Source organism: Streptomyces sp. NPDC032198, from assembly GCF_040636975.1.
Lineage (GTDB): Bacteria > Actinomycetota > Actinomycetes > Streptomycetales > Streptomycetaceae > Streptomyces.
In genome coordinates this window covers 569619-592565 of sequence record NZ_JBEZVL010000005.1, presented here as the reverse complement: position 1 = coordinate 592565, position 22947 = coordinate 569619, and the positions used below count along the sequence as shown (strand labels likewise).

General features: G+C 71.4%; 17 protein-coding genes. 9 read left to right on the top strand and 8 right to left on the bottom strand.

The annotated features are described in order from the left end of the window. Positions 1 to 36 precede the first annotated feature (36 nt). Positions 37 to 504, top strand: coding sequence for a metallopeptidase family protein (locus AB0E78_RS16675; RefSeq protein WP_361832742.1), 468 nt, complete (start codon positions 37 to 39; stop codon positions 502 to 504). 66 nt (positions 505 to 570) lie between these two features. Here AB0E78_RS16675 and AB0E78_RS16670 read toward each other — a convergent pair whose 3' ends face one another. The 3 genes from AB0E78_RS16670 to AB0E78_RS16660 all read right to left on the bottom strand — a co-directional run bounded on the left by AB0E78_RS16670 (position 571) and on the right by AB0E78_RS16660 (position 6217). Further along, positions 571 to 2088: a DUF5719 family protein gene (locus AB0E78_RS16670; protein WP_361832740.1), complete on the bottom strand. Its 1518-nt coding sequence runs from the start codon at positions 2086 to 2088 to the stop codon at positions 571 to 573. Further along, positions 2085 to 5762, bottom strand: coding sequence for a glycosyltransferase family 2 protein (locus AB0E78_RS16665; protein ID WP_361832738.1), 3678 nt, complete (start codon positions 5760 to 5762; stop codon positions 2085 to 2087). The genes AB0E78_RS16670 and AB0E78_RS16665 overlap by 4 nt, the downstream gene beginning before the upstream one ends. A 191-nt stretch (positions 5763 to 5953) precedes the next feature. Further along, entirely contained in the window at positions 5954 to 6217 is a 264-nt protein-coding gene (locus AB0E78_RS16660) for a WhiB family transcriptional regulator (RefSeq protein ID WP_016642094.1), read from the bottom strand. Between the two features lie 715 nt (positions 6218 to 6932). On the opposite strand from AB0E78_RS16660, the gene AB0E78_RS16655 reads away from it, so the two are divergent. Genes AB0E78_RS16655 through AB0E78_RS16645 form a run of 3 tightly spaced genes read left to right on the top strand, consistent with a single transcriptional unit; the run spans position 6933 to position 9746 of the window. Beyond that, positions 6933 to 7448: a cysteine dioxygenase family protein gene (locus tag AB0E78_RS16655; RefSeq protein WP_361832736.1), complete on the top strand. Its 516-nt coding sequence runs from the start codon at positions 6933 to 6935 to the stop codon at positions 7446 to 7448. 34 nt (positions 7449 to 7482) lie between these two features. Continuing rightward, a complete protein-coding gene (gene cofD, locus AB0E78_RS16650) occupies positions 7483 to 8439 on the top strand; it encodes a 2-phospho-L-lactate transferase (RefSeq protein WP_361832734.1) in 957 nt (318 codons plus the stop codon). Beyond that, complete coding sequence (locus AB0E78_RS16645) at positions 8436 to 9746, top strand: coenzyme F420-0:L-glutamate ligase (RefSeq protein ID WP_361832732.1); 1311 nt, start codon at positions 8436 to 8438, stop codon at positions 9744 to 9746. The genes cofD and AB0E78_RS16645 overlap by 4 nt, the downstream gene beginning before the upstream one ends. A gap of 19 nt (positions 9747 to 9765) precedes the next feature. On the opposite strand, the gene AB0E78_RS16640 is transcribed toward AB0E78_RS16645, so the two are convergent. The 3 genes from AB0E78_RS16640 to AB0E78_RS16630 form a co-directional block, all read right to left on the bottom strand. After that, positions 9766 to 10809 (bottom strand): DNA-3-methyladenine glycosylase 2 family protein, encoded by a 1044-nt coding sequence (locus AB0E78_RS16640; protein ID WP_361832730.1) that lies wholly within the window; start codon positions 10807 to 10809, stop codon positions 9766 to 9768. Positions 10810 to 10851: 42 nt separating this feature from the next. Beyond that, the gene (locus AB0E78_RS16635; RefSeq protein ID WP_361832728.1) at positions 10852 to 11934 is read right to left on the bottom strand and encodes an NDP-sugar synthase; all 1083 of its coding nucleotides are present in this window, start codon (positions 11932 to 11934) and stop codon (positions 10852 to 10854) included. A 119-nt stretch (positions 11935 to 12053) separates the two neighbouring features. After that, on the bottom strand, positions 12054 to 13430 hold the full coding sequence (locus tag AB0E78_RS16630; protein WP_361832726.1) for an N-acetylmuramoyl-L-alanine amidase: 1377 nt from the start codon (positions 13428 to 13430) through the stop codon (positions 12054 to 12056). A gap of 137 nt (positions 13431 to 13567) precedes the next feature. Between AB0E78_RS16630 and AB0E78_RS16625 the strand changes: the two genes are divergently transcribed. The 4 genes from AB0E78_RS16625 to AB0E78_RS16610 all read left to right on the top strand — a co-directional run bounded on the left by AB0E78_RS16625 (position 13568) and on the right by AB0E78_RS16610 (position 19458). Further along, entirely contained in the window at positions 13568 to 14323 is a 756-nt protein-coding gene (locus AB0E78_RS16625) for a TIGR03089 family protein (protein WP_361832724.1), read from the top strand. A gap of 139 nt (positions 14324 to 14462) precedes the next feature. Then, positions 14463 to 15785 carry an LCP family protein gene (locus tag AB0E78_RS16620; RefSeq protein ID WP_361832723.1) on the top strand — a complete coding sequence of 441 codons (1323 nt, stop codon included), beginning with the start codon at positions 14463 to 14465 and terminating at the stop codon, positions 15783 to 15785. 228 nt (positions 15786 to 16013) lie between these two features. Continuing rightward, on the top strand, positions 16014 to 17744 hold the full coding sequence (locus AB0E78_RS16615; protein WP_361832722.1) for an LCP family protein: 1731 nt from the start codon (positions 16014 to 16016) through the stop codon (positions 17742 to 17744). A gap of 73 nt (positions 17745 to 17817) precedes the next feature. After that, positions 17818 to 19458, top strand: coding sequence for an LCP family protein (locus tag AB0E78_RS16610; RefSeq protein WP_361832720.1), 1641 nt, complete (start codon positions 17818 to 17820; stop codon positions 19456 to 19458). A gap of 73 nt (positions 19459 to 19531) precedes the next feature. Here the strand turns inward: AB0E78_RS16610 and AB0E78_RS16605 are convergent, their stop codons facing one another. Beyond that, positions 19532 to 20572, bottom strand: coding sequence for a glycosyltransferase family 2 protein (locus tag AB0E78_RS16605; RefSeq protein ID WP_361832718.1), 1041 nt, complete (start codon positions 20570 to 20572; stop codon positions 19532 to 19534). A gap of 161 nt (positions 20573 to 20733) precedes the next feature. Between AB0E78_RS16605 and AB0E78_RS16600 the strand changes: the two genes are divergently transcribed. After that, positions 20734 to 22227 (top strand): LCP family protein, encoded by a 1494-nt coding sequence (locus AB0E78_RS16600; RefSeq protein WP_361832716.1) that lies wholly within the window; start codon positions 20734 to 20736, stop codon positions 22225 to 22227. 46 nt (positions 22228 to 22273) lie between these two features. Here AB0E78_RS16600 and AB0E78_RS16595 read toward each other — a convergent pair whose 3' ends face one another. After that, positions 22274 to 22822, bottom strand: coding sequence for an acyl-CoA thioesterase (locus AB0E78_RS16595; protein WP_361832714.1), 549 nt, complete (start codon positions 22820 to 22822; stop codon positions 22274 to 22276). Positions 22823 to 22947: the final 125 nt, after the last annotated feature.

Here is a 22947-nt window from a genome sequence, read left to right as displayed (position 1 = left end):
GGAAACGGCGATCTCGAGGACTACTCTTCGTCAGTGATGGACGACCCCGTACAGCCCCGCACCGCAGACCCGAGGCCCCGCCGCCGCGACCGCCACGGCAGGGGCATGCGCGGCCCCGTGGCGCCTCCCCAGGTGCCGCTGTCCGCCAGCCGTGCCGAGGTCTTCACCGACCTGGTGCAGGACTCCGTGGAGCGTCTCGAGCGGCGCTGGCCGCAGCTCAGCGAGATCGACTTCCTGGTCCTCGAGGTTCCCGCCCTGGGGCGGGGCGGCAACGCCGGTGGCGACGAGGACGACTGGAGCGATGACGTCGTGCCGCTGGGCGGCACGATCGAGGCTTCCGATGGCCGTCCCGCCCGGGTGGTCATCTACCGGCGTCCGGTCGAGATCCGCACCAAGGGACGCGACGAGCGGGCCGCGCTCGTCCACGAAGTGGTGGTCGAGCAGGTCGCCGAGCTCCTCGGACTCTCGCCCGAGTCGGTGGACCCGCGGTACGGGGAAGAGTGAGGGCTCCGCCCCTTCCGTAATCCTTCCCCGTCCTGCGGGCCAGGCCGCGGCCCCGGCCCCGAAGACCTACTTCTGCAGCACCTTCAGATCCTGTTCCGCCTCCGGCACCGACACCGTGCCCCGGTCGTCCGGCAGCGTCTGGATGGTGAACATCGGGACGCCGTCCTCCGGCTCCTCCAGCATGCGTGAGGCGTAGACGGCGTCCCCAGCGCCTCCCGACACCGGTTCCACCGTGAGCGCGTACGTGCCCTTGAGGCCGCTCGGGACGGGCGCCTTGATCCCCAGGGTCGTGCCGCCCTTGACCGTGTACGTCTTGCTCGTCGACGAGCCGCCCTCGGAGCCCTCCGACGCCGTGACCTTCACCTTGCCGGTCCTGCCGGGGGCCACGAGGGACAGCGTGGAGCCCTTGGCGCGGTTGTCGGCCACCGTCGCGCGCGTGCCGATCGGGTTCGTGGCGGGGATGAACGCCGTCTCCTGGTCGGCGCCCTTGCCCCGGGTGACGCGCAGGGCCGCCACCACGGGCGCCCCGTCCTCCGTCGGCGTCAGGACCAGCGAGCCCGCCTCGCCCTTGGTGACGTCGCCGAGGTCGACGGCGGTCGTCATGCCGGACTTGACGTGCAGGTTCGCGTGTCCGGCCGGGCTGATCGAGCCACTGGGCGAGGCCAGTTGGACCTTCAGGTCGGCGTCGTCGGCACCGGGCGCGAAGGCGACCAGACGTACCGACGTGGCGTCCTTGGGAATGCCCGGCAGGACCACGCGGCTCGCGGGGTCGGCGGACGCGGGCAGCCAGTCGCCGCCGAGCTTGTCGTCCGAGGACTGCACGGCGGCGGCCACCCGGCCGCTGCGCGCGGTCACGTGCATCGTGAGGTTGGTCTGCTCCTTGGGCGAGAGCGTGGACAGCAGGACCGGCATGCTGGAGTGCGGCTGGACCTGGATCGCCTCCCCCACCTCGGTCTTGAGGGCGCCGTCCTTGCCGTACAGCTCGATGTCGACGACGGCCGCCGTGTCGTCCGGGTTCGTCAGGTGGACGTAGTCGCTGCGGTCCTTGGCGCTGCTCGCGCCCGGGAACCAGAAGTCCGTGTCGGGCGCCGCGCAGTTGGCGCCCTGCAGGCCGCGTCCGCTGCCCACCGCGTACTTGGTGGTCTGCTGGACGGTCCAGCCGGGGGCCAGCATGCCGTCGGCGGTGCCGAGGAGCGCGGGTGACTCTCCCCCGGTCTCCTCGCCGGTGACGGGCTTGCCCGGCGTCTTCGGGGTCAGGAAGGGCTTGACGGCCTTCTTCTTGTCCTTGCCTGCGTGGCCGCCGTCCTTCGGGGCGTCCGTCAATTCCCTCGTGGCGGGCAGCAGTTCCGCCTTGCCGGCCGTGCCGGATGCCTTGCGCTTGGGCGTGAACGCCGTGTACGAGGTCTCAGCGAGGTCAGACGCGCTGGGCACCGGGCAGAGCAGGCTGGTGCGTTCGACGGGCAGCCGCGCGGCTGCCTTCGCGCCGTCGTCTCCGCTGCCGTCGGGCGCGTTGGTCACGGCGAACCCGGTGACCGCGGCGAGCGCGGCCACAGCGGCGATCAGGGACTGGGTCGTGCGGTTCACTGCTGGCTCCCGTCGGGGCGCTCACTGTCGTCGCCGTGCGGCGGCTGCGGGGGCTGGGGCGGCATCGGCGGCTGCTGCCCGTAGGTGGCGTCGAACGACTGCCCGTACTGCTCGCCGCCCTGTGCGCCTCCGTAGGCGTACGGGTCGTACTGGCCGCCCTGGTAGGGGTCCTGGTACGCCAACTGGTCGGACTGGCCGGACTGGTCGTAGGAGCCGGGCGCGTACTGCGCGTCCTGGTACTGCTGTTCGCCCTGGTAGGTGCCGTAGTCGACGCCCGCGTGGGCGGGGGCCTCCCACTCCTCGTACGCCTGCTGCTGGGGCACCGCGGCGAAGGCCTCCTCCTCCGGAGGAGGCGGTGGCGTACCGGCGTCTTCCGGTCCGGCGTCTCCTTGCGCGGCGTCCTGCTCGGCCTGTGCGGCGCGCAGCCTGCGGGCCCTGCGCCCCTCGCCCTCGACCGGCTGCGCCGGGATGACGCGCTCGTCGGGGAGGTCGTCGTCCACGTCGCGGCGGCGTCCGGGAAGGGCGAGGACCACCAGGACCACGGCGAGCACGCCCTGGGCCCACAACCATCCCGTGTGGCCCGCGGGCGTCTCGTGCGTGACGTCCAGGCGGCCACCCGACGCGGGCAGTTCGAAGCCCTGCGCCCAGCCGTCCAGGGTCGTTCCGGTGAGCGGGCGGCCGTCCAGGGTCGCCGTCCAGCCCTCGTCGGCGGCGTCGGCGAGCCGCAGGGTGCGGCCCTCCTCGCCGGCCGGGATGTTCGTGTGCAGCTCGACGGGCCCCGCGGCGACCGGCAGGGGGTCGCCGGACTCGGGGACGATGGCGGCGCGCGCTACCTGCCGGTCCACGCGCCACAGGGCGCTGCCGTCCTCCTGGCTGAGCCGGGTGAGGCCGGGGGTGGAGTCCAGGGTGCGGTTCATCTGGCGTGGCGCGCCGTCGCGTACGAGGACGTAGCGCACGGCGAAGCCGCCGAGCTGGTCGGCCTGGTCGGCGCCGGAGCCCGCGAGAAGCCGGGAGACGATCTTGTCGAGGCGCTTGTTCGAGCCGCCCGCGTCGGCGAGTTCGGCGTCACCGAGCCGCGCGCCCGAGCCGCGGACGAGCGTGTACGACACCTGGGCGGCCGACTCGCTGTCCAGGACGAGCGTGCGGGCCTGGTCCTGCGTGCCGCTCTCCTCGGCGACGAACGCGGGCACCTGCACCGGGTCGCGCCGCTCCAGGGGGCCGTCGGCGCCGCGGATCATCCACCCGGCGGCGACGAGCAGCGGCCCGGCGGCCGCCGCGAAGGCGATGAGGACGGCGACCGGCTGGCGCCAGCCGAAGCTCTGCTCGGCGACACGCGTGCGTGCACCGTCGGCGCCGAGCGCGGCGGCGGCGAGGAGCGCGATGCCGTAGCCGAGGGTCGCGGGGCCCGCCCACGCCGAGCCGTTCGAGAGCGCGGCGAAGACCAGGGAGACCAGCGCGGCGATCCACGCGGTGCGGACGGCGCGCTGCCGCTCGGTGCGGAGCAGGGCGGCAAGGGCGGCGAGCACGATGCCGATGAGCAGCAGCCCGTCCACGGTGCCGGGGCCGCCGGGGCTGCCCCCGAGCAGGTCGAGGCCGGTCGCGGCGCCGACGGAGAAGTCGAGCCCCGCCTCACGGAAGAAGCCGAAGGGCAGCAGCGAGAGGGACCAGGGCGCGAGGATCAGGATCGGCGTGCCGAGCGCGGCGAGGAAGCGCGGTCCGTACGCCGTGATGTCCCGCCTGCGGACGACGAGGAGCGCGAGGCCGAGCACCAGGGCGATGGGCCACACGATCGGCGTGAAGGCGGTGGTGAGCGTCAGGAGCAGGGCGAACGCCCAGGAGGCGCGCCAGCTCCCGCGCGTGCCGTTCGATGAGGCGAGGCCGCTCGCCGCGATGCCCGCGCGCGCCATGAGCGGCAGCAGGATGGCGAGGACGGCGGTGCCGATGCGCCCGCCCGCGAGCGCACCCGTGGCGGCCGGCAGGAAGGCGTAGGCGACCGAGGCCCAGGCGCGCAGCAGGCGCGACTCGACCAGCGGCCGTGAGGCGAAGTAGGCGGCGAACCCGGCCAGCGGCACCGAGCCGACCAGGAGCACGGTGACCGCGAGCCCGGTGGACCCGAACAGCAGGGTGCTGAGCCCCGCGACGAGCGCGAGGTAGGGCGGCGCCGACTGCGTGCCGCCGGTTCCGACGGGGTGCCAGGCGTCGAGATAGCGGTCCCAGAGGGCCGAGGAGTCGCCGGGGGCGGGCAGCAGCGAGCCGCCCGCGAGCGCACCGCTGCCGAGGAGTTCGCGGCAGGCGATGAGCGAGACGAACAGCAGCACCACGAAGAGCATCGGTCCTGGCTTGCGGGCCAGGCGCTTGACCCGTGCGAACTGCTCGACCTGGAGGAAGTCCGCGTCGTCCCCGCCGGGCCCCGACTCGACGGCTCCGTGCCGGCCCGCGCCGGTGACGGCCTCGGGGTCGGAGCGGCCGACGACGCTGCCGGCGAGCTGTTCGACGGTGGCGCGCACGGTGGCGCCGGGCGGCGGGAAGAGCGGCCGCATCTCGGCCGGTTCGAGCGCCGACTTGCCGCGTTCCTTGCGGGCGCTGACGATCCGTCCGGGCCGCAGCAGTGTCCCCAGGAGACCGGCGACCTCGTCGACCGCCTGACCGGGGACCTTGCCGACCAGATACGCGACGGTGCGCATCAGGGTGCCCACGACGAGCCGGAAGAGCACCCAGGGCAGCACGGCGGTGCGGGCGTTGACGAGCAGGGTGTAGGCGGCGCCCGCCTTGTCCACGCGGTGCGGTGACGTCGACGTACGCCCGACACAGTCGACGGTGCGGCGCTCGCGCGAGGAGGCCTCGGCGTGCCGTACGACGGCTTCGGGGGCGACGAGGACGCGGTGGCCCGCGTTCTGGGCGCGCCAGCACAGGTCAACGTCGTCCCGCATGAGCGGAAGGCGCCGGTCGAACCCGCCCAGTTCGTCGAAGACGTCGCGCCGGATCAGCATGCCCGCGGTGGACACCGACAGGACGGGCCGTACGTGGTCGTGCTGGCCCTGGTCCTGTTCGCGGCGGTCGATGCCGGTCCAGCGGCGTCCGCTGTTGGCGATGGAGACGCCGACCTCGAGGAGCTGGCGGCGGTCGTACCAGCCGCGCAGCTTGGGGCCGACGATCGCGACGTCCTTGCCGACCTCGCGTTCGTTCTCCACGGCGCGCAGCAGCTCGGTGAGGGCGCCGGGTTCGGGCGCGCAGTCGTCGTGCAGCAGCCACAGCCACTGTTCGGGCTCGCCGTGCGGCAGTTCGGGGAGGTCGTAGGCGTCGTCGCGCCAGGACCGGCTGACCGGATCCCAGCCGCTGGGGCGCTTCAGATAGGGCAGCTCTTCCGGGGTCAGCACGCCGGCGATGCGATTCGCCTCGTCGACGGCGGTGCCGAAGCCGGAGCGCCGGGCCAGGTGCAGGACGCGGTCGGGGCCGAGGGCCTCGGTGACCAGGCGGGCGGAGTCGTCCGCGCTGCCGGTGTCCGCGGCCACGGCGTTCTGCACCGGGCGCTCCTGGCCGAGCAGGCCGGCGAGGGCGTCGGGCAGCCAGCGGGCGCCGTCGTGGGAGACGATCACGGCGGTGACGACGTGCCGCGGGAACTCGGGAGCGGCAGCGTCGTGGTGAGCGGCTGCCGAATGGCTGTGCACGGACATCGAGGTACGGGCCCCGGTTCGATGGACTGCGGTGGACGCCTGCGCTTCATGGGGGCGCCGGGGCGTCTCGGACGGGGCCCCACACTAACGGCTGGCATCACAACAGCCCGCCGCCTGTGGATGACCCACGGGCGACGGGCTGTTCCTTACGTAGGGGTGTGTGCCGTTTGGTCGGGCGAACCGGCCGGTGTTCAGACGGCGGCCTTCTTCAGACGGCGGCGTTCCCGCTCCGAAAGACCGCCCCAGATGCCGAACCGCTCGTCGTTCGCCAGTGCGTACTCAAGGCATTCCGAACGAACCTCACAGGCGAGGCAGACCTTCTTGGCCTCGCGCGTGGAGCCGCCCTTCTCGGGGAAGAAGGACTCGGGATCGGTCTGGGCGCACAGCGCGCGCTCCTGCCAGCCGAGTTCCTCGTCCGCGTCCTCGACCAGCAGTTCCTGAACCAGCTCGGTCATGTGCGCCCCTCGTCTGTCTGTGCGTCCCCGTGGTGCTTGCCGTTACCGATTTCGGCTGAACGACACGAGTGAAATTACAAGTGTGCCGATCCGGGCCAGTCAAGCCGAGATCTGCTATTGGGTCCCTTATTCACCCTGCGGAACCAAGGTAATGCGGAAAGTGTTCAAATCGGGATAACCCTGACACTTGCCAGTGGCCCATCCCGAGGCGCCCCGCGGCCGCCCTCACCAGGGAAGGACGTCGCGGAGATCGGTCCCGTTGCGACCGGTCCACCGAAGCGAAGGGGATCACATTCGGGTCACGGGAGCACGCCGGGGTTTACGCGCCGGTTGATGCGCCATGCGTAGCGATGCATCCCCTGGGTGTCCCGTGAACACGGTGCACAAACCTTTCACCTTCCAGAACAACCGGATGAGGTGAAACATATCCCACATTCCGGACATAGAGTTGACAGGGATGGTGTGAGCCGCTGTCCTAGTGGGCATGCTCGCAAACTTGGCACTCTCGACGACCCGCACCTGCGGGCTCCTCGGTGCTGCCCACGCGCGCTGTCTCTGTTCCTGTTCCAGCTGTTGAGCCTTCCCGCTTCCAGCTGTTGAGCCCGCTCCGGCGCTTCATCGCCCGAGCTGCCCGAGCCGCCTGAGCTCCTCCCGCTCCATCGCTTCCCCCCTCCCTCGCGACACCCCAGCACTCACGTTGAGGAACCACCGCACCATGAACAGCGACAGCGACCTCCAGATCGCCGGCGACATCCTCGAAGTCACCCACCTCCTGCAGCCCGCCCGCGAGCATCCGGCCACCGTGGCCGAGTTCGTCGGCCTGGCTCGCACCCTCGCGGCCGACCGCACGCAATGGGCCCACCTCGTCGAGTACGACGCGACGAGCCGCTGGTACCACCGCCTGCGCACCGGCCCCGGTTATGAGGTCTGGCTGCTCTCCTGGGTGCCCGGACAGGGCAGCGGAACGCACGACCACGGCCCCTCCTCCGGCGTACTCACGGTCCTGGAGGGCGAACTGACGGAGCGTACGGAGCGCGGACAGCGCGCGCTCGGCGCCGGAACCCAACGCGTCTTCGCGCCCGGGTACGCCCACGACGTCGTCAACGACTCCCTGGAACCGGCCGTCAGCCTGCACATCTACTACCCCGGCCTGACCGAGATGCCGATGCACGCGGCGCAGTGCGGCGTGCGGGCCGCCTCTCCGGCGGCCGGAGATGTCGTAACCGCCTGACGCGCTGTCGTACCTGCCTGACATGCTTGGCCCCATGCGCATTGTGGTCCTGGCCGGCGGTATCGGCGGCGCCCGTTTCCTCCGCGGGCTCAAGAAAGCCGCGCCTGACGCGGACATCACCGTCATCGGCAACACCGGTGACGACATTCACCTGTTCGGGCTGAAGGTCTGCCCCGACCTCGACACCGTGATGTACACCCTCGGCGGTGGCATCAACGAAGAGCAGGGCTGGGGGCGTACGGACGAGACGTTCAAGGTCAAGGAAGAGCTCGCGGCGTACGGGGTCGGGCCCGAGTGGTTCGGGCTCGGCGACCGGGACTTCGCCACGCACATCGTGCGGACGCAGATGCTGGCCGCCGGATTCCCGCTCAGCGCGGTGACGGAAGCGCTGTGCGAGCGGTGGCAGCCCGGCGTGCGGCTCATCCCGATGTCGGACGACCGCGTCGAGACGCATGTCGCCGTCACGGTCGACGGCGAGCAGAAGGCCGTGCACTTCCAGGAGTACTGGGTGCGGCTGCGGGCGTCCGTGGACGCGCACGCCGTGGTGCCGGTCGGCGCGGACCAGGCCAAGCCCGCGCCCGGCGTCCTGGAGGCGATCGCCGACGCTGACATCGTGCTCTTCCCGCCGTCCAACCCCGTGGTGAGCGTCGGGACGATCCTCGCCGTGCCGGGCATCCGCGAGGCCATCGCCGACGCGGGCGTGCCCGTCGTCGGGCTCTCCCCCATCGTCGGGAACGCACCCGTGCGGGGCATGGCCGACAAGGTGCTCGCGGCCGTGGGCGTGGAGACGACGGCCGCCGCGGTCGCCGAGCACTACGGAAGCGGGATGCTCGACGGCTGGCTCGTCGACACCGTGGACGCCGGGTTCGTGGAGCGGGTCGAGTCGGCGGGCATCCGGTGCCGGGCGATCCCGCTGATGATGAGCGACCTCGACGCGACCGCCGAGATGGCGCGCGCCGCGCTCGCCCTCGCGGAGGAGGTGCGGGCGTGAGCGGTTCTCCCTCCTTCCAGGTCTGGGCCGTGCCCGGACTGCCCGAGGTGCGGCAGGGGGACGACCTCGCCAAGCTGATCGCCGCGGCGGACCCCGGACTCGTGGACGGGGACGTGCTCCTCGTCACCTCGAAGATCGTCAGCAAGGCCGAGGGGCGGATCGTCGAGGCGGGCGACCGCGAGGCGGCCATCGACTCCGAGACCGTGCGGGTCGTCGCGCGCCGCGGGTCCCTGCGCATCGTCGAGAACCGGCAGGGCCTGGTGATGGCCGCCGCCGGTGTCGACGCCTCCAACACGCGCGCCGGGACGGTGCTGTTGCTGCCCGAGGACGCCGACGCCTCGGCGCGCGCGGTGCGGGACGGGCTGCGGGACGCGCTCGGCGTGGACGTCGGTGTCGTGATCACGGACACCTTCGGGCGCCCCTGGCGTGACGGCGTGACGGACGTCGCCATCGGGGCGGCGGGCGTGCGGGTCCTCGACGATCTGCGGGGCGGCGTCGACGCGTACGGCAATCCGCTGACCGGGACCGTCGTCGCCACCGCGGACGAACTGGCCGCCGCGGGCGATCTGGTCAAGGGGAAGGCCGGCGGGCTGCCGGTGGCGGTCATCCGCGGGCTCGCGCACGTCGTCGGGGTGACCGGGGAGACCGATGAGGGGGCCCGGGCCATGGTGCGTCCTTCGCGCGACGACATGTTCCGGCTCGGGACGTCCGAGGCCGTGCGGGAAGCCGTGACGCAGCGGCGGACCGTGCGGGAGTTCACGGACGAGCCGGTGGACCCCGGGGCCGTGCGGCGGGCCGTGGCGGCCGCCGTGACCGCGCCCGCGCCGCATCACACGACGCCGTGGCGGTTCGTCCTGCTGGAGTCCGAGGAGTCGCGTGTGCGGCTGCTCGACGCGATGCGGGACGCCTGGATCGCGGACCTCCGGCGGGACGGGAAGTCTCCGGAGTCCGTCGAGAAGCGGGTGCGCCGGGGGGATGTCCTGCGCAAGGCGCCCTACCTGGCGGTGCCCTGCCTCGTCATGGACGGGTCGCACACGTACGGGGACGAGCGGCGGGACGCGGCCGAGCGCGAGATGTTCGTGGTCGCGGCCGGTGCCGGCGTGCAGAACTTCCTGGTCGCGCTCGCCGGGGAGCGCCTGGGGTCCGCATGGGTCTCGTCGACGATGTTCTGCCGCGATGTCGTACGGGACGTCCTCGGGCTTCCGGAGTCGTGGGACCCGATGGGAGCGGTGGCTGTCGGACATCCGGCGGCCGAGCCCGCCGCTCGGGCCGCGCGTGACGCGGAGGACTTCGTAGAGGTTCGGTAAGCCGCTTCAGAAGACGGCTTCAGAGGAGGGCGATGTCCGTCTTCGGCATCTTCGGTGTCCTGCGGGCCGGTGTGCGGCCGCTCAGGAGGATCAGGCGGGCCGCCCGGTGGCGCTGGCCCTCGTAGGGGGCGAGGAGCCGCAGCATCTCCTCGTCGTCCGCCGTGCGGTCGCCCGCCAGCGCGTACCCGACGATGCCCGGCAGATGCAGGTCGCCCACCGTGACCTCGTCCGGGGCGCCGTTGCTGCGCTGGACCGTCTCCGCCGACGTCCACGGACCGATGCCCGGGATCAGTTCCAGACGGGCCCGGGCCCGCAGCGGGTCCATCGCCGCCGCCTCCTCCAGGCGCGCGGCGACGCGTGCCGCGCGCAGGATCGTCGACGCGCGCTTGTCGTCCACGCCTGCCTTGTGCCATTCCCAGGACGGGATCAGCGTCCAGGTCCTCGGGTCCGGCATGACGTGCAGGCGGAGCTGGGCGGGGGCCGCGCCGGGTGCCGGTTCGCCGAACTTGCGGACCAGGAGGCGCCACGCGCGGTACGCCTCGTCCGTCGTGACCTTCTGTTCCAGGATCGACGGGATCAGGGACTCCAGGACCAGGCCCGTGCGGATCAGGCGGAGGCCCGGCCTGCGGTGCGCCGTCGCCGCGAGGAGGCGGTGGCGGGGGGTGAAGGCCGCGGGGTTGTCCGCGTCGCCGAGGAGCTGCGGGAGCTGATCCAGGAGCCAGTCGGCGCCCTCGCCCCAGGCCTCCGCCTCCACCGTGCCGGAGCGGACGGCGACCCTGAGTGTGCCGGGGCCCTGCGGGGTGCGGCTCGCCCGCCAGGCCGAGCCGTCCGGGGTCGTACGGAACGTGGGGTCCGCGGGGCCCCTGCGCAGGGGGCCCACGGTCAGGCCCAGGTTCAGGGGGTAGGGCGGGGTCCAGGTGCGGGTGCGGGCCGCCGTGGTCCGGCGGGGCACGCCCCGGGGGATCGCCGTTTCGCCGCCGCGCACCGTGATGGGGGCCTCCCCTGCTCGAGCGAAGCCGAGAGCTTGGGGAAGGGTGGGGCGAGGGGCGAAACGGGATGACATCTGTACGAGGGTAGGGGGTTCAGCCGCGGGCCGGGCCGGAAGTCACTGGTCCGACGAGAACCGCACGGCCCCCGCGGGCAGGCCCGCCCCGCACCACACCCGTACGCCGTCGCGCAGTTCGTTGTCGGCGCCGACGTCCGCGCCGTCGCCGATCACGGCGCCCGCGAGGACCGTGCGTGCGCCCACCTTCGCGCCCGCGCCGATCAGAGAGTCCGTGACGACCGCGTTCGGTGCGATGACCGCGCCCGCGAGGACCGTGCTGCCGGCCACCCGCGCGCCCTCGCCGATCACCGCGTGCTCGCCGATCACCGTGCCGCCGGTGAGCTTCGCGTCCTGGGCGACCGTGGCGGTCGGCAGGACCAGGCTCTCGCCGCAGCGGCCGGGGACCGCGGGGGACGGGGCGCGGCCGAGCACCAGGTCGGCGGAGCCGCGCACGAAGGCCTGGGGCGTGCCCAGGTCGAGCCAGTACGTCGAGTCGACCATGCCCTGCAGGTGGGCTCCGGAGGCCAGCAGGTCGGGGAACGTCTCGCGTTCGACCGAGACGGGGCGGCCGGTCGGGATCGTGTCGATGACCGAGCGGCGGAACACGTACGCGCCCGCGTTGATCTGGTCGGTGACGATCTCCTCGGGGGTCTGCGGCTTCTCCAGGAAGGCCTGCACCCTGCCCGTGGCGTCGGTCGGCACGAGGCCGTACGCGCGCGGGTCGTCGACCTTCGTGAGGTGCAGGGAGACGTCCGCCCCCGACTCCTCGTGCGTCGTGACCAGGGCGCGGATGTCGAGCCCCGTGAGGATGTCGCCGTTGAAGATCAGGACCGGGTCGTCGGGTCCCGAGCGCAGGCGCGCTGCCACGTTGCGGATCGCGCCGCCCGTGCCGAGGGGCTCGGTCTCCGTGACGTACTCGATGTGGAGGCCGAGCGCCGAGCCGTCCCCGAAGTACGGCTCGAAGACCTCGGCGAGGTACGAGGTCGCCAGGACGATGTGGTCCACGCCGGCCGCGCGGGCCCGCGCCAGCTGGTGGGTGAGGAACGGGACGCCCGCCGCCGGGACCATCGGTTTGGGGGTGTGCACCGTGAGCGGGCGTAGCCGGGTTCCCTTGCCGCCGACCAGGAGGATCGCTTCTGTCACCTGTCGTCTCTGCTTCCTGCTGGGGCCGGCCGAACTTTGAGTCGCGGCCGGCCAGTGTATGCAGATGGCTTTGCAGATCGTGCAGTGCGCTGTGCGGGTCGTGGCGGTGTGCCGAGGACTCAGCGGCCCTGGTACCGGGCCGAGGACGAACGGGCCTTGCCCAGCTTCTTGTACAGGCGGATACCGGGGCACTCCGTGGCGAAACCGTCACGGTGGCCGGAGATCACATGGAGCCGGACGTTGCTGCCTTTCTTGTACAGATTTCCTCCCCCGGACCTCAGATATGTCTTTCCCCGCGGGTTGGCGCCGTACAGGCCGAGCTTCCAGGCGGTCAGCTTGGCGATGGCGTTGACGGCGGCCGCGGGCGGGTTGGCGGAGCCGAAGCTGCCGAGGACGGCGATGCCCATGCTGTTGCTGTTGAAACCGAGAGTGTGGGCCCCGAGGACCGGCTTGGCCACACCTCCGGCACGTCCTTCGTAGATGTTCCCGCACTTGTCGACCGCGAAGTTGTAGCCGAAGTCACGCCAGCCGCTGCTCTTGACGTGGTAGCGGTAGATACTGCGCAGGACGGAGCTCGCCTGTGAGCAGCGGTAGTTGTTGCCGGACGCGCTGTGGTGCACGAAGGCGGCCTTCACGGTCTTCGTGTACGCGAAGTTCTTCTCGCGAAGCCCCTCGTTCGCCCCCCAGCCCTTGCGGGTGATGATGCGCGGCCGGGGCCCCACGTAGGGCCTGGCCTTGGCGGCGGCTCCCTCCGGACCACCGCGGGCCGCGATCAGGTCGTCCTGCGTCTCCTTCTTGGAGAGCGCCGGGATCACGTCGGAGCCGAGCGGGGCGAGGTCGGCGTTGACCGCGGAGGCGGCGGCGGTCTCGGCGGTCAGGGCCGGGGAGCGGGGGCCTTCGGGCGCGGCGCCCTGCGGGGGCGGCTCCGCTCCGGGGTCTACGAGTTCCAGACGCAGCCCCGCCGGAAGGGCCTGCTCCGCCGGGGGCCGTGCGGCGCCGCGGCGCTGCTCCGCCTCACCTCGTACACGGATCTCGACGCCGTCCGAGTCGCCGACCCACAGCGGTGCCGTGGAGCCGCGGACCCGGCCCGAGGCGCGCTCCGGGTCGTCCGGGTCGGCGGCGTGATCGTGGTTGTGCGTCTCGACGGGCTGCCAGCCGGACCAGTTGCCGGTGCCGTTCGCCCGGGTGCGGACCTGGACGCTGCCGTGCAGTTCGGCGTCCGGGTCGTCCCAGATGACGCCTACCAGGGAGAAGGGCCGGACCTCCCGCTGGAGCAGGCCCTGTTCGCTTGACGCGCCGCCGCCGGGTGAGCGGTCGGAGCCGAGTGGGGTGAGTGCGAGGGACTGGGTGCTGCCCGGCACCGATTCCACGGAACGCCCGGCGGGCGACTCCGCGGCCGGGGTCGCGGCGCGGGCGCCGGACGACGGCAGGGTGAGGGGCAGGGCCAGGGCGGCCGCGCACGTGACGCCGATCGAGGAAGCTAGAAATCCACGCATACGTCTGATAGTTGGCATAGCTGGACAATTCTGTCCATTGGGGAATTGACGGTCCGTCGGTTCGAATCCGCCGAACCGGTGGCCCGCGCTCCCCCGCCACGCCCCGGGCAACGGAGCACGCGCGTACCCTTGCGCCCGTGAACGCCACCGACCGCACCCCTGCCGACCTGCTGCGATCCGCGCTCGCCGCGGACCCGGGCCGCCCGCTCATCACGTTCTACGACGACGCCACGGGCGAGCGCGTCGAATTGTCCGTGGCCACCTTCGCCAATTGGGTGGCCAAGACCGCGAACCTCCTCCAGGACGATCTCGCCGCCGGGCCCGGCGACCGGCTCGCGCTGCTGCTGCCCGCGCACTGGCAGACGGCGGTCTGGCTGCTCGCCTGCTCGTCCGTCGGCGTCGTCGCGGACGTGGGCGGCGACCCGGCCGGCGCCGACCTCGTCGTCAGCGGGCCCGACTCGCTGGACGCGGCGCGGGCCTGCTCCGGGGAGCGGGTCGCGCTCGCGCTCCGGCCGCTCGGCGGGCGCTTCCCGCAGACCCCGGAGGGCTTCGTGGACTATGCGGTCGAGGTGCCCAGCCAGGCCGACCGCTTCGTGGCGTACGCGCCCGTGGACCCGGACGAGCCCGCCGTGGCCGTCGGCGGCGCGGGCGAGCTGACGGGTGCGGAGCTGGTGGAGCGGGCTCGCGCCGATGCCGCCGCGCTGGGGCTCGCGCCCGGCTCCCGGCTTCTGTCCGGGCTGTCGTACGACACCTGGGAGGGCCTGAGCTCCGGCCTGTACGCCTCGCTGGCGGCGGGCGGCTCCGTGGTGCTCTGCCGCCACCTCGACCAGCTCGCCGAGGCGGCTCTGGCGAAGCGGATCGAGGACGAGCGGGTCACCGCCACCGCCAAGTAGCCCCGCCCCGCTCTCCCCAGCCCGCAGTCCCCCGTTCGGCCCACCCCAGCCCCTGGCCCAGAGGCCCCCGGCGTCACGTCGGTCCATGGTCGTAAGAGCGCACCATGCACCGACGTCGCTATGAGGGGTGGCCGTACACGTGTCCGACACCGCAGGCATGCCCACCGGACCGGAGCGCCCGGACCCGGACGGCACCCCGCCTGAGCCTCCGGTCACGTACGCACCCGGCGCGGGCTCCAGCCCCACGGGTGCGGGCGTCGCCCGGCGCAGGCGGCGCTGGCTGCGCTGGACGGCGATGGGCGCCGCCGGGCTCGTGCTGGTCGCCGCGGGGGCCGGCTGGGCGGTCTACAACAAGCTCGACGGCAACATCACCAAGGACACCGACGCCGCGGCGGAGCTGGCGCGCTATGAGAAGGAGCGCCCCACACCGCTGGTGCACGACGCGCAGAACATCCTGCTCATCGGCTCCGACACCCGGGCGGGGCGGGGCAACAAGAAGTACGGCCGCGACCGGGGCACCCAGCGCTCGGACACCACGATCCTGCTGCACCTCGCGGCCGACCGGCGCAGCGCGACCGCGGTGTCCATCCCGCGCGACGTGATGGTGGACCTGCCCAGCTGCCGCAAGCCCGACGGATCACGGACGCGGGCGCAGTTCGCCCAGTTCAACTGGGCCTACGAGTTCGGCGGGACGGCCTGCACCATCCGTACGGTCGAGAAGATGACGAAGATCCGCGTCGACCACCACATGGTCGTGGACTTCGCCGGGTTCAAGGACATGGTCGACGCGGTCGACGGCGTACAGGTCTGCCTCAAGCGGCCGATCAACGACTCCGACGCCCATCTGAAGATCGCGGCGGGCAGGCAGACCCTCAACGGCGAGCAGGCGCTCGGTTATGTGCGGGCCCGCAAGAGCATCGGCAACGGCAGTGACACCGACCGGATGGACCGCCAGCAGCAGTTCCTCGCGGCACTCGTCAACAAGGTGCAGAGCAATGACGTCCTGCTCAATCCGGCGAAGCTCTATCCGGTTCTCGACGCGGCCACTTCTTCGCTGACGACGGACCCGGGACTTGCGAGTTTGCGTGGTTTGTACGAACTGGTGCGCGGCATGCGCAACATCCCCACAGAACAGGTGCAGTTCCTCACGGTGCCCCGGCGGTCGTATGTCTATGACGCCAATCGGGATGAACTCGTCGAGCCCGCGGCGGCCGAACTCTTCACCCGGCTCCGAACGGACGCACCCCTTCAAGTGACGCGTCAGGTGCCCGATCCCGCACCCCGCAACGAACAGGCCGAGGGCGACGAGGACTACGCGGACACCGGTGAGTACGACGACTCACAGGACTACGACGGCTCCGGGGACTACGAGAGTGACGAGAAGCCCGACGACCCTTCCCGCACGCCGAGCCCCGCTCCCACTTTCCGCGGGAACACGGCCGCCGGAACGACCTGCGAGTAAAGCCATCTTCAAGCGCAAGACCACCTGCACAAAGAAATAGGGCGGATTGCCCAGTTGTATGGGAGTGGAATGTGTCACCGGCGTCGTTCGACGCTGAACTGGCCGGATAGTGTGAGCGATCCGGTGCGCAGGGCCCTTCGTGGCCGCGCACCGGCTGGATGACTGACCGAGCGCCTTTCTTGAGGGGGGAATGGCGCCGCGTGGCCCCGACGGAGGACGCAGACAACCGTGGACGCGCAAGGCCGTGGGCGGGCGGAGAACATCGACCCCGCAGACCAGTGGGTGCTCAACCCGGACACCGGTGATTACGAACTGCGACTGAGCCCTTCCGCAGGGCAGTCGGCAGTGCCTGGACCCCGTAGATCCACGCGGTCCTCGCCACGTCAGGGAACGCGCGGCCGCGATGGCCGGCGCGACGGGCACCGTGACGAGCAGCGCGATGTGCCGCCGCAGCGCAGGCGCCGGGCTCCGCAGCCGGAGGCGGCGAGCGGCCGGCGCAAGCAGAAGCCCAAGAAGTCCAAGGGCAAGAAGGCCCTGATGTGGACGGGCGGCTCGCTGGCCCTCGTCCTGGTCGCGGTCGGTGTCGGTGGATATGTCTATTACCAGCACCTCAACGACAACATCACGTCCATCGACGACGACGGCGCGGGCACCGGCGGCTTCAGCAAGGACCGCGCCATCAACATCCTGGTGATGGGCACGGACAAGCGCAGCGGCAAGGGCAACGAGAAGTACGGCGACAAGGGAAGCCTCGGCCACGCCGACACGACGATCCTGCTGCATGTCTCCAAGGACCGCACGAACGCCACCGCGCTGAGCATCCCGCGCGACATGATCACGGACATTCCGGACTGCCCGACCACGATGAAGGACGGCAGCAAGAAGACCATCGCCGGTTCGCAGGGCGTGCGCTTCAACGAGAGCCTCGGCCAGAACGAGCGCACTCCGAGCTGCACGATGCGTACGGTCACGAAGCTCACCGGCATCGTCCCCGACCACTTCATGGTGGCCGACTTCAACGCGGTGAAGACGCTCTCCAGCGCGGTCGGCGGCGTGGACGTGTGCCTCGCCAAGGACATCGACGACCCGGACTCGCATCTGAACCTGCCCAAGGGCAAGCACACGATCGAGGGCGAGGACGCCCTGGCGTTCGTCCGCACGCGGCACTCCGTGGGCACCGGCGGCGACTTGAGCCGCATCGAGCTCCAGCAGCAGTTCCTCAGCTCGCTGATGCGCAAGCTCAAGTCGAACGACACGCTGACCAGCCCGTCGAAGATGATAAAGCTGGCCGAGGCGGGCACCGAGGCGCTCACCGTCGACTCCAAGATCGCGGACATAATGAAACTCCGTGACCTGGGCATGGAGTTGGGCAAGCTCGACGTGAAGAACCTCAGCTTCACGACCGTGCCCGTCGTCGACAACCCGGCGGAGAAGGTCCACACGACGGTCGTCCCGAACGAGGGCAAGGCCGAGCAGCTCTTCTCCCTGATGCGCGCCGACACGTCGCTGACCGAGGTGAAGAAGAAGGAGAAGAAGGAGAAGTCGGCGATCGCCGCCCGACTCAAGGGCAGCAAGTCCGACTCCTCCGAGGTCCGGGTGAACATCTACAACGGCAGCGGGAAGACCGGCGCCGCTCAGACAACTCTCACGTACTTGCAGAACACTGAGGGCATGTCCAAGGCGAGCCAGCTCGGCAACGCGCCGTCCGACCTCAAGAAGACGACGTTGGAGTACGCGCCCGACCAGGCCGACCAGGCCCGGCGGCTCGCCGACGTCATGGGGCTCTCCGGCTCCGCGATGAAGCCCGGCAAGAGCGAGAAGAACTCGCAGGGGCTCCCCGCCATCAAGCTGACGCTCGGCAGTGACTTCAAGGGGGCCGGGGTACCGATCAGCGGCTCCTCGAAGGCTCCTAAGGACATCGACAAGGTCGAAGCGGACAAGACTGTGTGCGCCAAGTGACCTCAGGCGGCCATTCTGCGTCTAACTGGGCGCAGGATGGCCGTATTTCGGGGTAGCGCGGGAGGGGCAGGGGATGGGGAAGAGCAGCGTGCGTGGGGAGGGGGCGCGACAACGCGTCCCGCACGCCAGTGATCTTGGCCTGGAAGGAGGCCCGCCGCACGAGGGAGGGGAGCCCTCGGCGAGCGGCGGGCACCGCAGGCGTGGCCGTGGGGGTGGTGGCGGGCGTGCACCGCGTCCAAGACGGCGGATACTCCGCTGGTCGGCGACGATCCTGTCGGTACTGATCCTCGGCACGGCCGGCGCCGGGTATCTCTGGTACCGGCATCTGAACAACAATCTGCAGACCGACGACCTGAACCTCGGCGAGCACCGGGCCCCCGAGCCCACGCCGAACGCGGCGGGCCAGACCCCGCTGAACATTCTTCTGATCGGTTCGGACGCGCGGGACTCCAAGGAGAACCAGAAGCTCGGCGGCGCCAAGGAGACCTTCGGGGGCACACCGCTCGCCGACGTCCAGATGCTGCTGCACCTGTCGGCCGACCGCACGAACATGTCGGTCGTCAGCATGCCGCGCGACACCCTGCTCTCCATCCCCAAGTGCACCGACCCGGACGACGGCAAGGTGTACGAGGCGTCGACGCAGCGGACGATGACGAACCAGACGCTCGGCCGCGGCGGCCCCGGCTGCACGGTCGCCACCTGGGAGAAGCTCACCGACATCCACATCGATCACTTCATGGAGGTCGATTTCTCGGGTGTGGTCTCCATGGCGGACGCCATCGGCGGCGTACCGGTCTGTGTGGACGCCAACATCCACTCGCGCGACAGCCAGGGCCACGGCTCCGGCCTGAAGCTGAGGAAGGGCACCACGGACATCAAGGGCAAGCAGGCCCTGCAGTGGCTGCGCACCCGCTACGGCTTCGACGGCGGCACCGACATCAGCCGGGCCAAGGCCCAGCACATGTACATGAACTCGCTGGTGCGCGAGCTGCGGAACAACGCCAACCTGAGCAGCCCCAACAAGCTGCGCAGGCTCGCCGAGACGGCCACCAGCGCGCTCAAGGTGGACGACGGCCTGGGCACCGTGAAGAAGCTCTACGACCTCAGCAACGAGCTCAAGAAGGTCTCGCCGGACCGGACCACGATGACGACCATGCCGTACGAGTACGTGGGCGCGCGCGTGATCCCCAAGCCGGGCGACGCCGAGCAGCTCTTCCGCCTCGTGCGCGACGACATCTCACTGGACGGCAAGGGCAAGAAGAAGCCCGCCAAGGAGAAGCTCTCGGACGATCCGGCGGCGGCTGACGAGGAGATCGCCGTGCAGGTGCAGAACGGCACCCGTACGGACGTCGAGCCGCCGGTCAGCGGGCGCGCGAGCGCCGTCACGCAGATCCTCGCCGGGAAGGGCTTCAGCAAGGCCTCGGCGGACACGACGACGGCTCTCGCGCAGGACAAGACCGTCATCAGGTTCCCCAGCGCCGACCTGGAGGGCGACGCCCAGCGGGTCGCCAAGTCCCTCGGGATGAAGCTGAGTTCGGTGAAGAAGTCGACGGACGTCTCCGGGGTGACCCTGGTCGTCGGCGCCGACTGGCGGGAGGGGAACACGCCCCCCAAGTCGAAGCAGAGCGACAAGACGCCGGACTCGGCCGAGGCGCTCAACGGCTCGGACAAGAAGGCGTGCATGCACGTGGACCCGCAGTTCACCTGGAAGTGAGGTCCGCCCGGATGTGCGGAGGCCCGGCCCACCAGGTGGTGGGCCGGGCCTCCGGTCGTTCTCGGTCCTGCTCTCAGGCCTCGCTGAGTACAGCCGGGCGGCGGGAGGCGATGACCTTCTTGGCCAGCGAGCGCGGGCTGGTCAGGAAGCCCCAGCCCCACGACATGTGCATGGTCGCGAGGGCCACCGGGATCTGGAGGCGTGCCTTCAGCGGCAGGCCCTTGCCCGCGGGCAGTGAGCCCGCGGTGATCGCCGCGAGGTAGCCGGCGGGGACGACGAAGCCCCAGGGCGTGACCAGGGCGCCCACGACGATGCCCGCCGCGATCGCGCAGACCGCGGCCGGCGGCGCGAGGTAGCGCAGGTTGATGGAGCCCTCGTGGTAGCGGGCGACGACGTGCCGCCAGCGGCCGTAGTCCTTGTACTGCTTGGCGAGCGCCTTCACGCTCGGCCGCGGGCGGTACTGCACCTTCAGCTCGGGCGAGAACCAGATGAGGCCGCCCGCCTCACGGATGCGGAAGTTCAGCTCCCAGTCCTGGGCGCGGATGAACTCCTCGTTGTAGCCGCCCTGCTGTTCGAGGGCCTCGCGGCGGAAGACGCCGAGGTAGACGGTCTCCGCCTGCTGGGCCTCGCCGCCGGTGTGGAAGGCCGCGTTGCCGACGCCGATCTTCGACGTCATGGCGGCGGCGACGGCGTGCTCCCAGTCGTTCTCGCCCTCGGCGTGCATGATGCCGCCGACGTTCTGCGCGCCGGTCTCCTCCAGGAGGCGTACGGCCGTCGCGATGTAGCCGGGCGACAGGATGCCGTGGCCGTCCACGCGCACCACGATCGGGTGGCCGGAGGCCTTGATCGCGGCGTTCAGGGCCGCGGGCGTGCGGCCCGTGGGGTTCGGGACGGTCTGCACCCTCGCGCGGTGGCCCGCCGTCTCGGCGACGAGCTCGGCGGCGATCTCGTTCGTGCGGTCCGTGGAGGGACCCAGCGCGACGACGACCTCCATCTCACCGTCGTACTCCTGCTCGAGGATCGCGGAGACGGCAGCACGGAGGTGCCGTTCCTCGTTGAGCACCGGCATGATCACGGATACGGCAGGAAGCTGCTCGTCGGGCGTCGCGTTCATCGGCGCCACGTTACCGCGAATGGGGGACACGGGCGCGCGCCGCCCGGCCTGCTGCCCCGGGTCGCAGATCGTATGGGCCTACGGTTCTCGCGTCCCCCGGCCCATCACGAGTCCCCCTGGCCGCCCGGCAAGTCCGTCTCACCGCGGAGGTGTCCCCCCACGTGCCCACACCGCCCCGCCGCTACCCCACCCCGCCCCCGCACGGCCCGCGCCCGCCTCGTGCGAGGCAGCCCGCGCAGCAGTCGGCGGGACGGCCGGTCAAGCAGCGCAGGCGGCCACGGTGGGCGATGCGGGTGGCGATCACGTTCTCGGTGACGGTGCTGGCGGCGGCCGGGATCGGGCACGGGGTCGTCACCAGTCTCGACACGGAGATCAGCCGGGTGGACGCCTTCAAGGACATGAAGAACCGGCCCAAGGGCGGCAACGGCATGAACGTCCTGCTCGTCGGCACCGACGGCCGGGACAAGATCACCAAGGCGGAGAAGCAGAAGTACCGCCTCGGCGGTGCGCCCTGCCACTGCACGGACACGGTCATGATCGTGCACCTCTCGGAGGACCGGGACCGCGCCAGCGTCGTGAGCCTGCCCCGGGACAGCTACGCCGAGATGCCCGAGCACGTCGACCGGAACTCCGGCGACAAGCACAGGCCGCATCCGGTCAAGCTGAACGCGGCGTACGCGGAGGGCGGCCCCAACCTCACCGTGCGGACCGTCGAGAACATGACGAAGGTCAAGATCGACCACTATCTGGAGGTCGACTTCACCAGCTTCATGAAGACCGTGGACGTGGTCGGCGGCGTGGAGATCTGCACGACCCGCCCGCTGCGGGACTCCTACACCGGGCTCAACCTGTCCGTCGGCACGCACCGGCTGAACGGCGGCGCCGCGCTCCAGTACGTCCGCACGCGGCACGTCGACGGCACGTCGGACCTGGGGCGGATGCAGCGCCAGCAGCGGTTCCTGGCGGCGCTGATCTCGAAGGCGACCGGCAGCGGAGTGCTGCTCAACCCGCTCAAGTTCCGCGACGTGTCCAGGACGCTGCTCGGCTCGGTGCGGGCCGACCGGGGCTTCGGCACGAACGAGATGCTCGCCCTGGGGCGGGCGATGCGCGGCTTCTCGCCGAAGTCGTCGGAGTTCACCACCGTGCCGCTGCGCAGCAAGGGCGTACTGGTGCCGGGCATCGGGTCGACGCTGAAGTGGGACCCGGCGAGGTCCGCGAAGCTCTTCCAGGCGCTGCGCGACGACCGTCCGCTGGCCGCGCACAACACCGGGCGCAAGACCATCGTCGACGTGTCGCCGCAGCAGATCCGGGTGCAGGTCGACAACGCCACGGGGCTGCCGGGCCTGGGCAAGCGGGCCGACAGCGCTCTGCGGGCCACCGGCTTCCGTACGTCGCGGGCCCCGGGGAATCTGCCGGGCAATCCGCTGAAGCGCACGGTCGTCGCGTACGACCCGCGCTGGGACCGCTCGGCGAAGTCCCTGTCGACGGCGCTGCCGGGCAGCCTGATGCGGCCGGTGAAGGGCCAGGGCGCGACCCTGAAGGTGTACGTGGGCCAGGACTTCAAGCGGGTCAGGCCGGTGCGGGCGGAGGACGCCTACCAGGGCGAGTTCGGGGCTCTGACCGGCGACCAGGTGGTGTGCCAGCAGAACGCGTGACCTGGGCGGCAGGGCTTCGGCGGACGCGCCCGCGTCCGGCCCTCAGTCAGTCGTCGAGGCCCTCGGCGGCGCGTGCCTGCCGCAGCTCCTTGATGGCCCGGCGCCGCGCGAGGCGGTGCGTGCGCCGGATCTGGGCCTCCTGGTACCGGCGGCGGTCCCGCTCGGTCTCCGGGAGCACCGGGGGCACGCCCCGCGGCTTGCCGTCCGCGTCGACGGCGGCGAAGACGAGGTAGGCCGAGCCCACCTGCTGCGCGGGCGTCGACTCGTTCCAGCGCTCGGCCAGGACCCGGACGCCGACCTCCATGGAGCTGCGGCCCGTCCAGTTCACCTGCGCCTTCACATGGACGAGGTCACCGACCCGCACCGGCTCCAGGAAGGCCATCTCGTCCATGGACGCGGTGACCGCGGGCCCGCCGGAGTGCCGTCCCGCGACCGCCCCCGCCGCGTCGTCCACCAGTTTCATGATCACACCGCCGTGCACCGTCCCGAGGAGGTTGGTGTCGGCGTGGGTCATGATGTGGCTGAGAGTCGTGCGGGATGCCGAGGTCGGCTTGCCCGGAATCTCCGATTCCGTGCCAGGGGCCAGGTCTGTCATGGGCTCCACCCTATGTCTGACGCAGGACACGGCAGCGCCCGGTCGCTTTGCATCAGCTCTGCAACAGCCCTGAACCGAAATCACGTCTGCCCTGTGAGGCACGTAGGTGGAGACGGCAGACTGAG

Coding starts and splice junctions, on each gene's coding strand:
- AB0E78_RS16595 (WP_361832714.1), bottom strand. CDS start 22,822: ATGACAGACCTGGCCCCTGGCACGGAATCGGAGATTCCGGGCAAGCCG.
- AB0E78_RS16640 (WP_361832730.1), bottom strand. CDS start 10,809: ATGTCATCCCGTTTCGCCCCTCGCCCCACCCTTCCCCAAGCTCTCGGC.
- AB0E78_RS16660 (WP_016642094.1), bottom strand. CDS start 6,217: ATGACCGAGCTGGTTCAGGAACTGCTGGTCGAGGACGCGGACGAGGAA.
- AB0E78_RS16605 (WP_361832718.1), bottom strand. CDS start 20,572: ATGAACGCGACGCCCGACGAGCAGCTTCCTGCCGTATCCGTGATCATG.
- AB0E78_RS16630 (WP_361832726.1), bottom strand. CDS start 13,430: ATGCGTGGATTTCTAGCTTCCTCGATCGGCGTCACGTGCGCGGCCGCC.
- AB0E78_RS16610 (WP_361832720.1), top strand. CDS start 17,818: ATGGGGAAGAGCAGCGTGCGTGGGGAGGGGGCGCGACAACGCGTCCCG.
- AB0E78_RS16675 (WP_361832742.1), top strand. CDS start 37: ATGGACGACCCCGTACAGCCCCGCACCGCAGACCCGAGGCCCCGCCGC.
- cofD (WP_361832734.1), top strand. CDS start 7,483: ATGCGCATTGTGGTCCTGGCCGGCGGTATCGGCGGCGCCCGTTTCCTC.
- AB0E78_RS16665 (WP_361832738.1), bottom strand. CDS start 5,762: ATGTCCGTGCACAGCCATTCGGCAGCCGCTCACCACGACGCTGCCGCT.
- AB0E78_RS16655 (WP_361832736.1), top strand. CDS start 6,933: ATGAACAGCGACAGCGACCTCCAGATCGCCGGCGACATCCTCGAAGTC.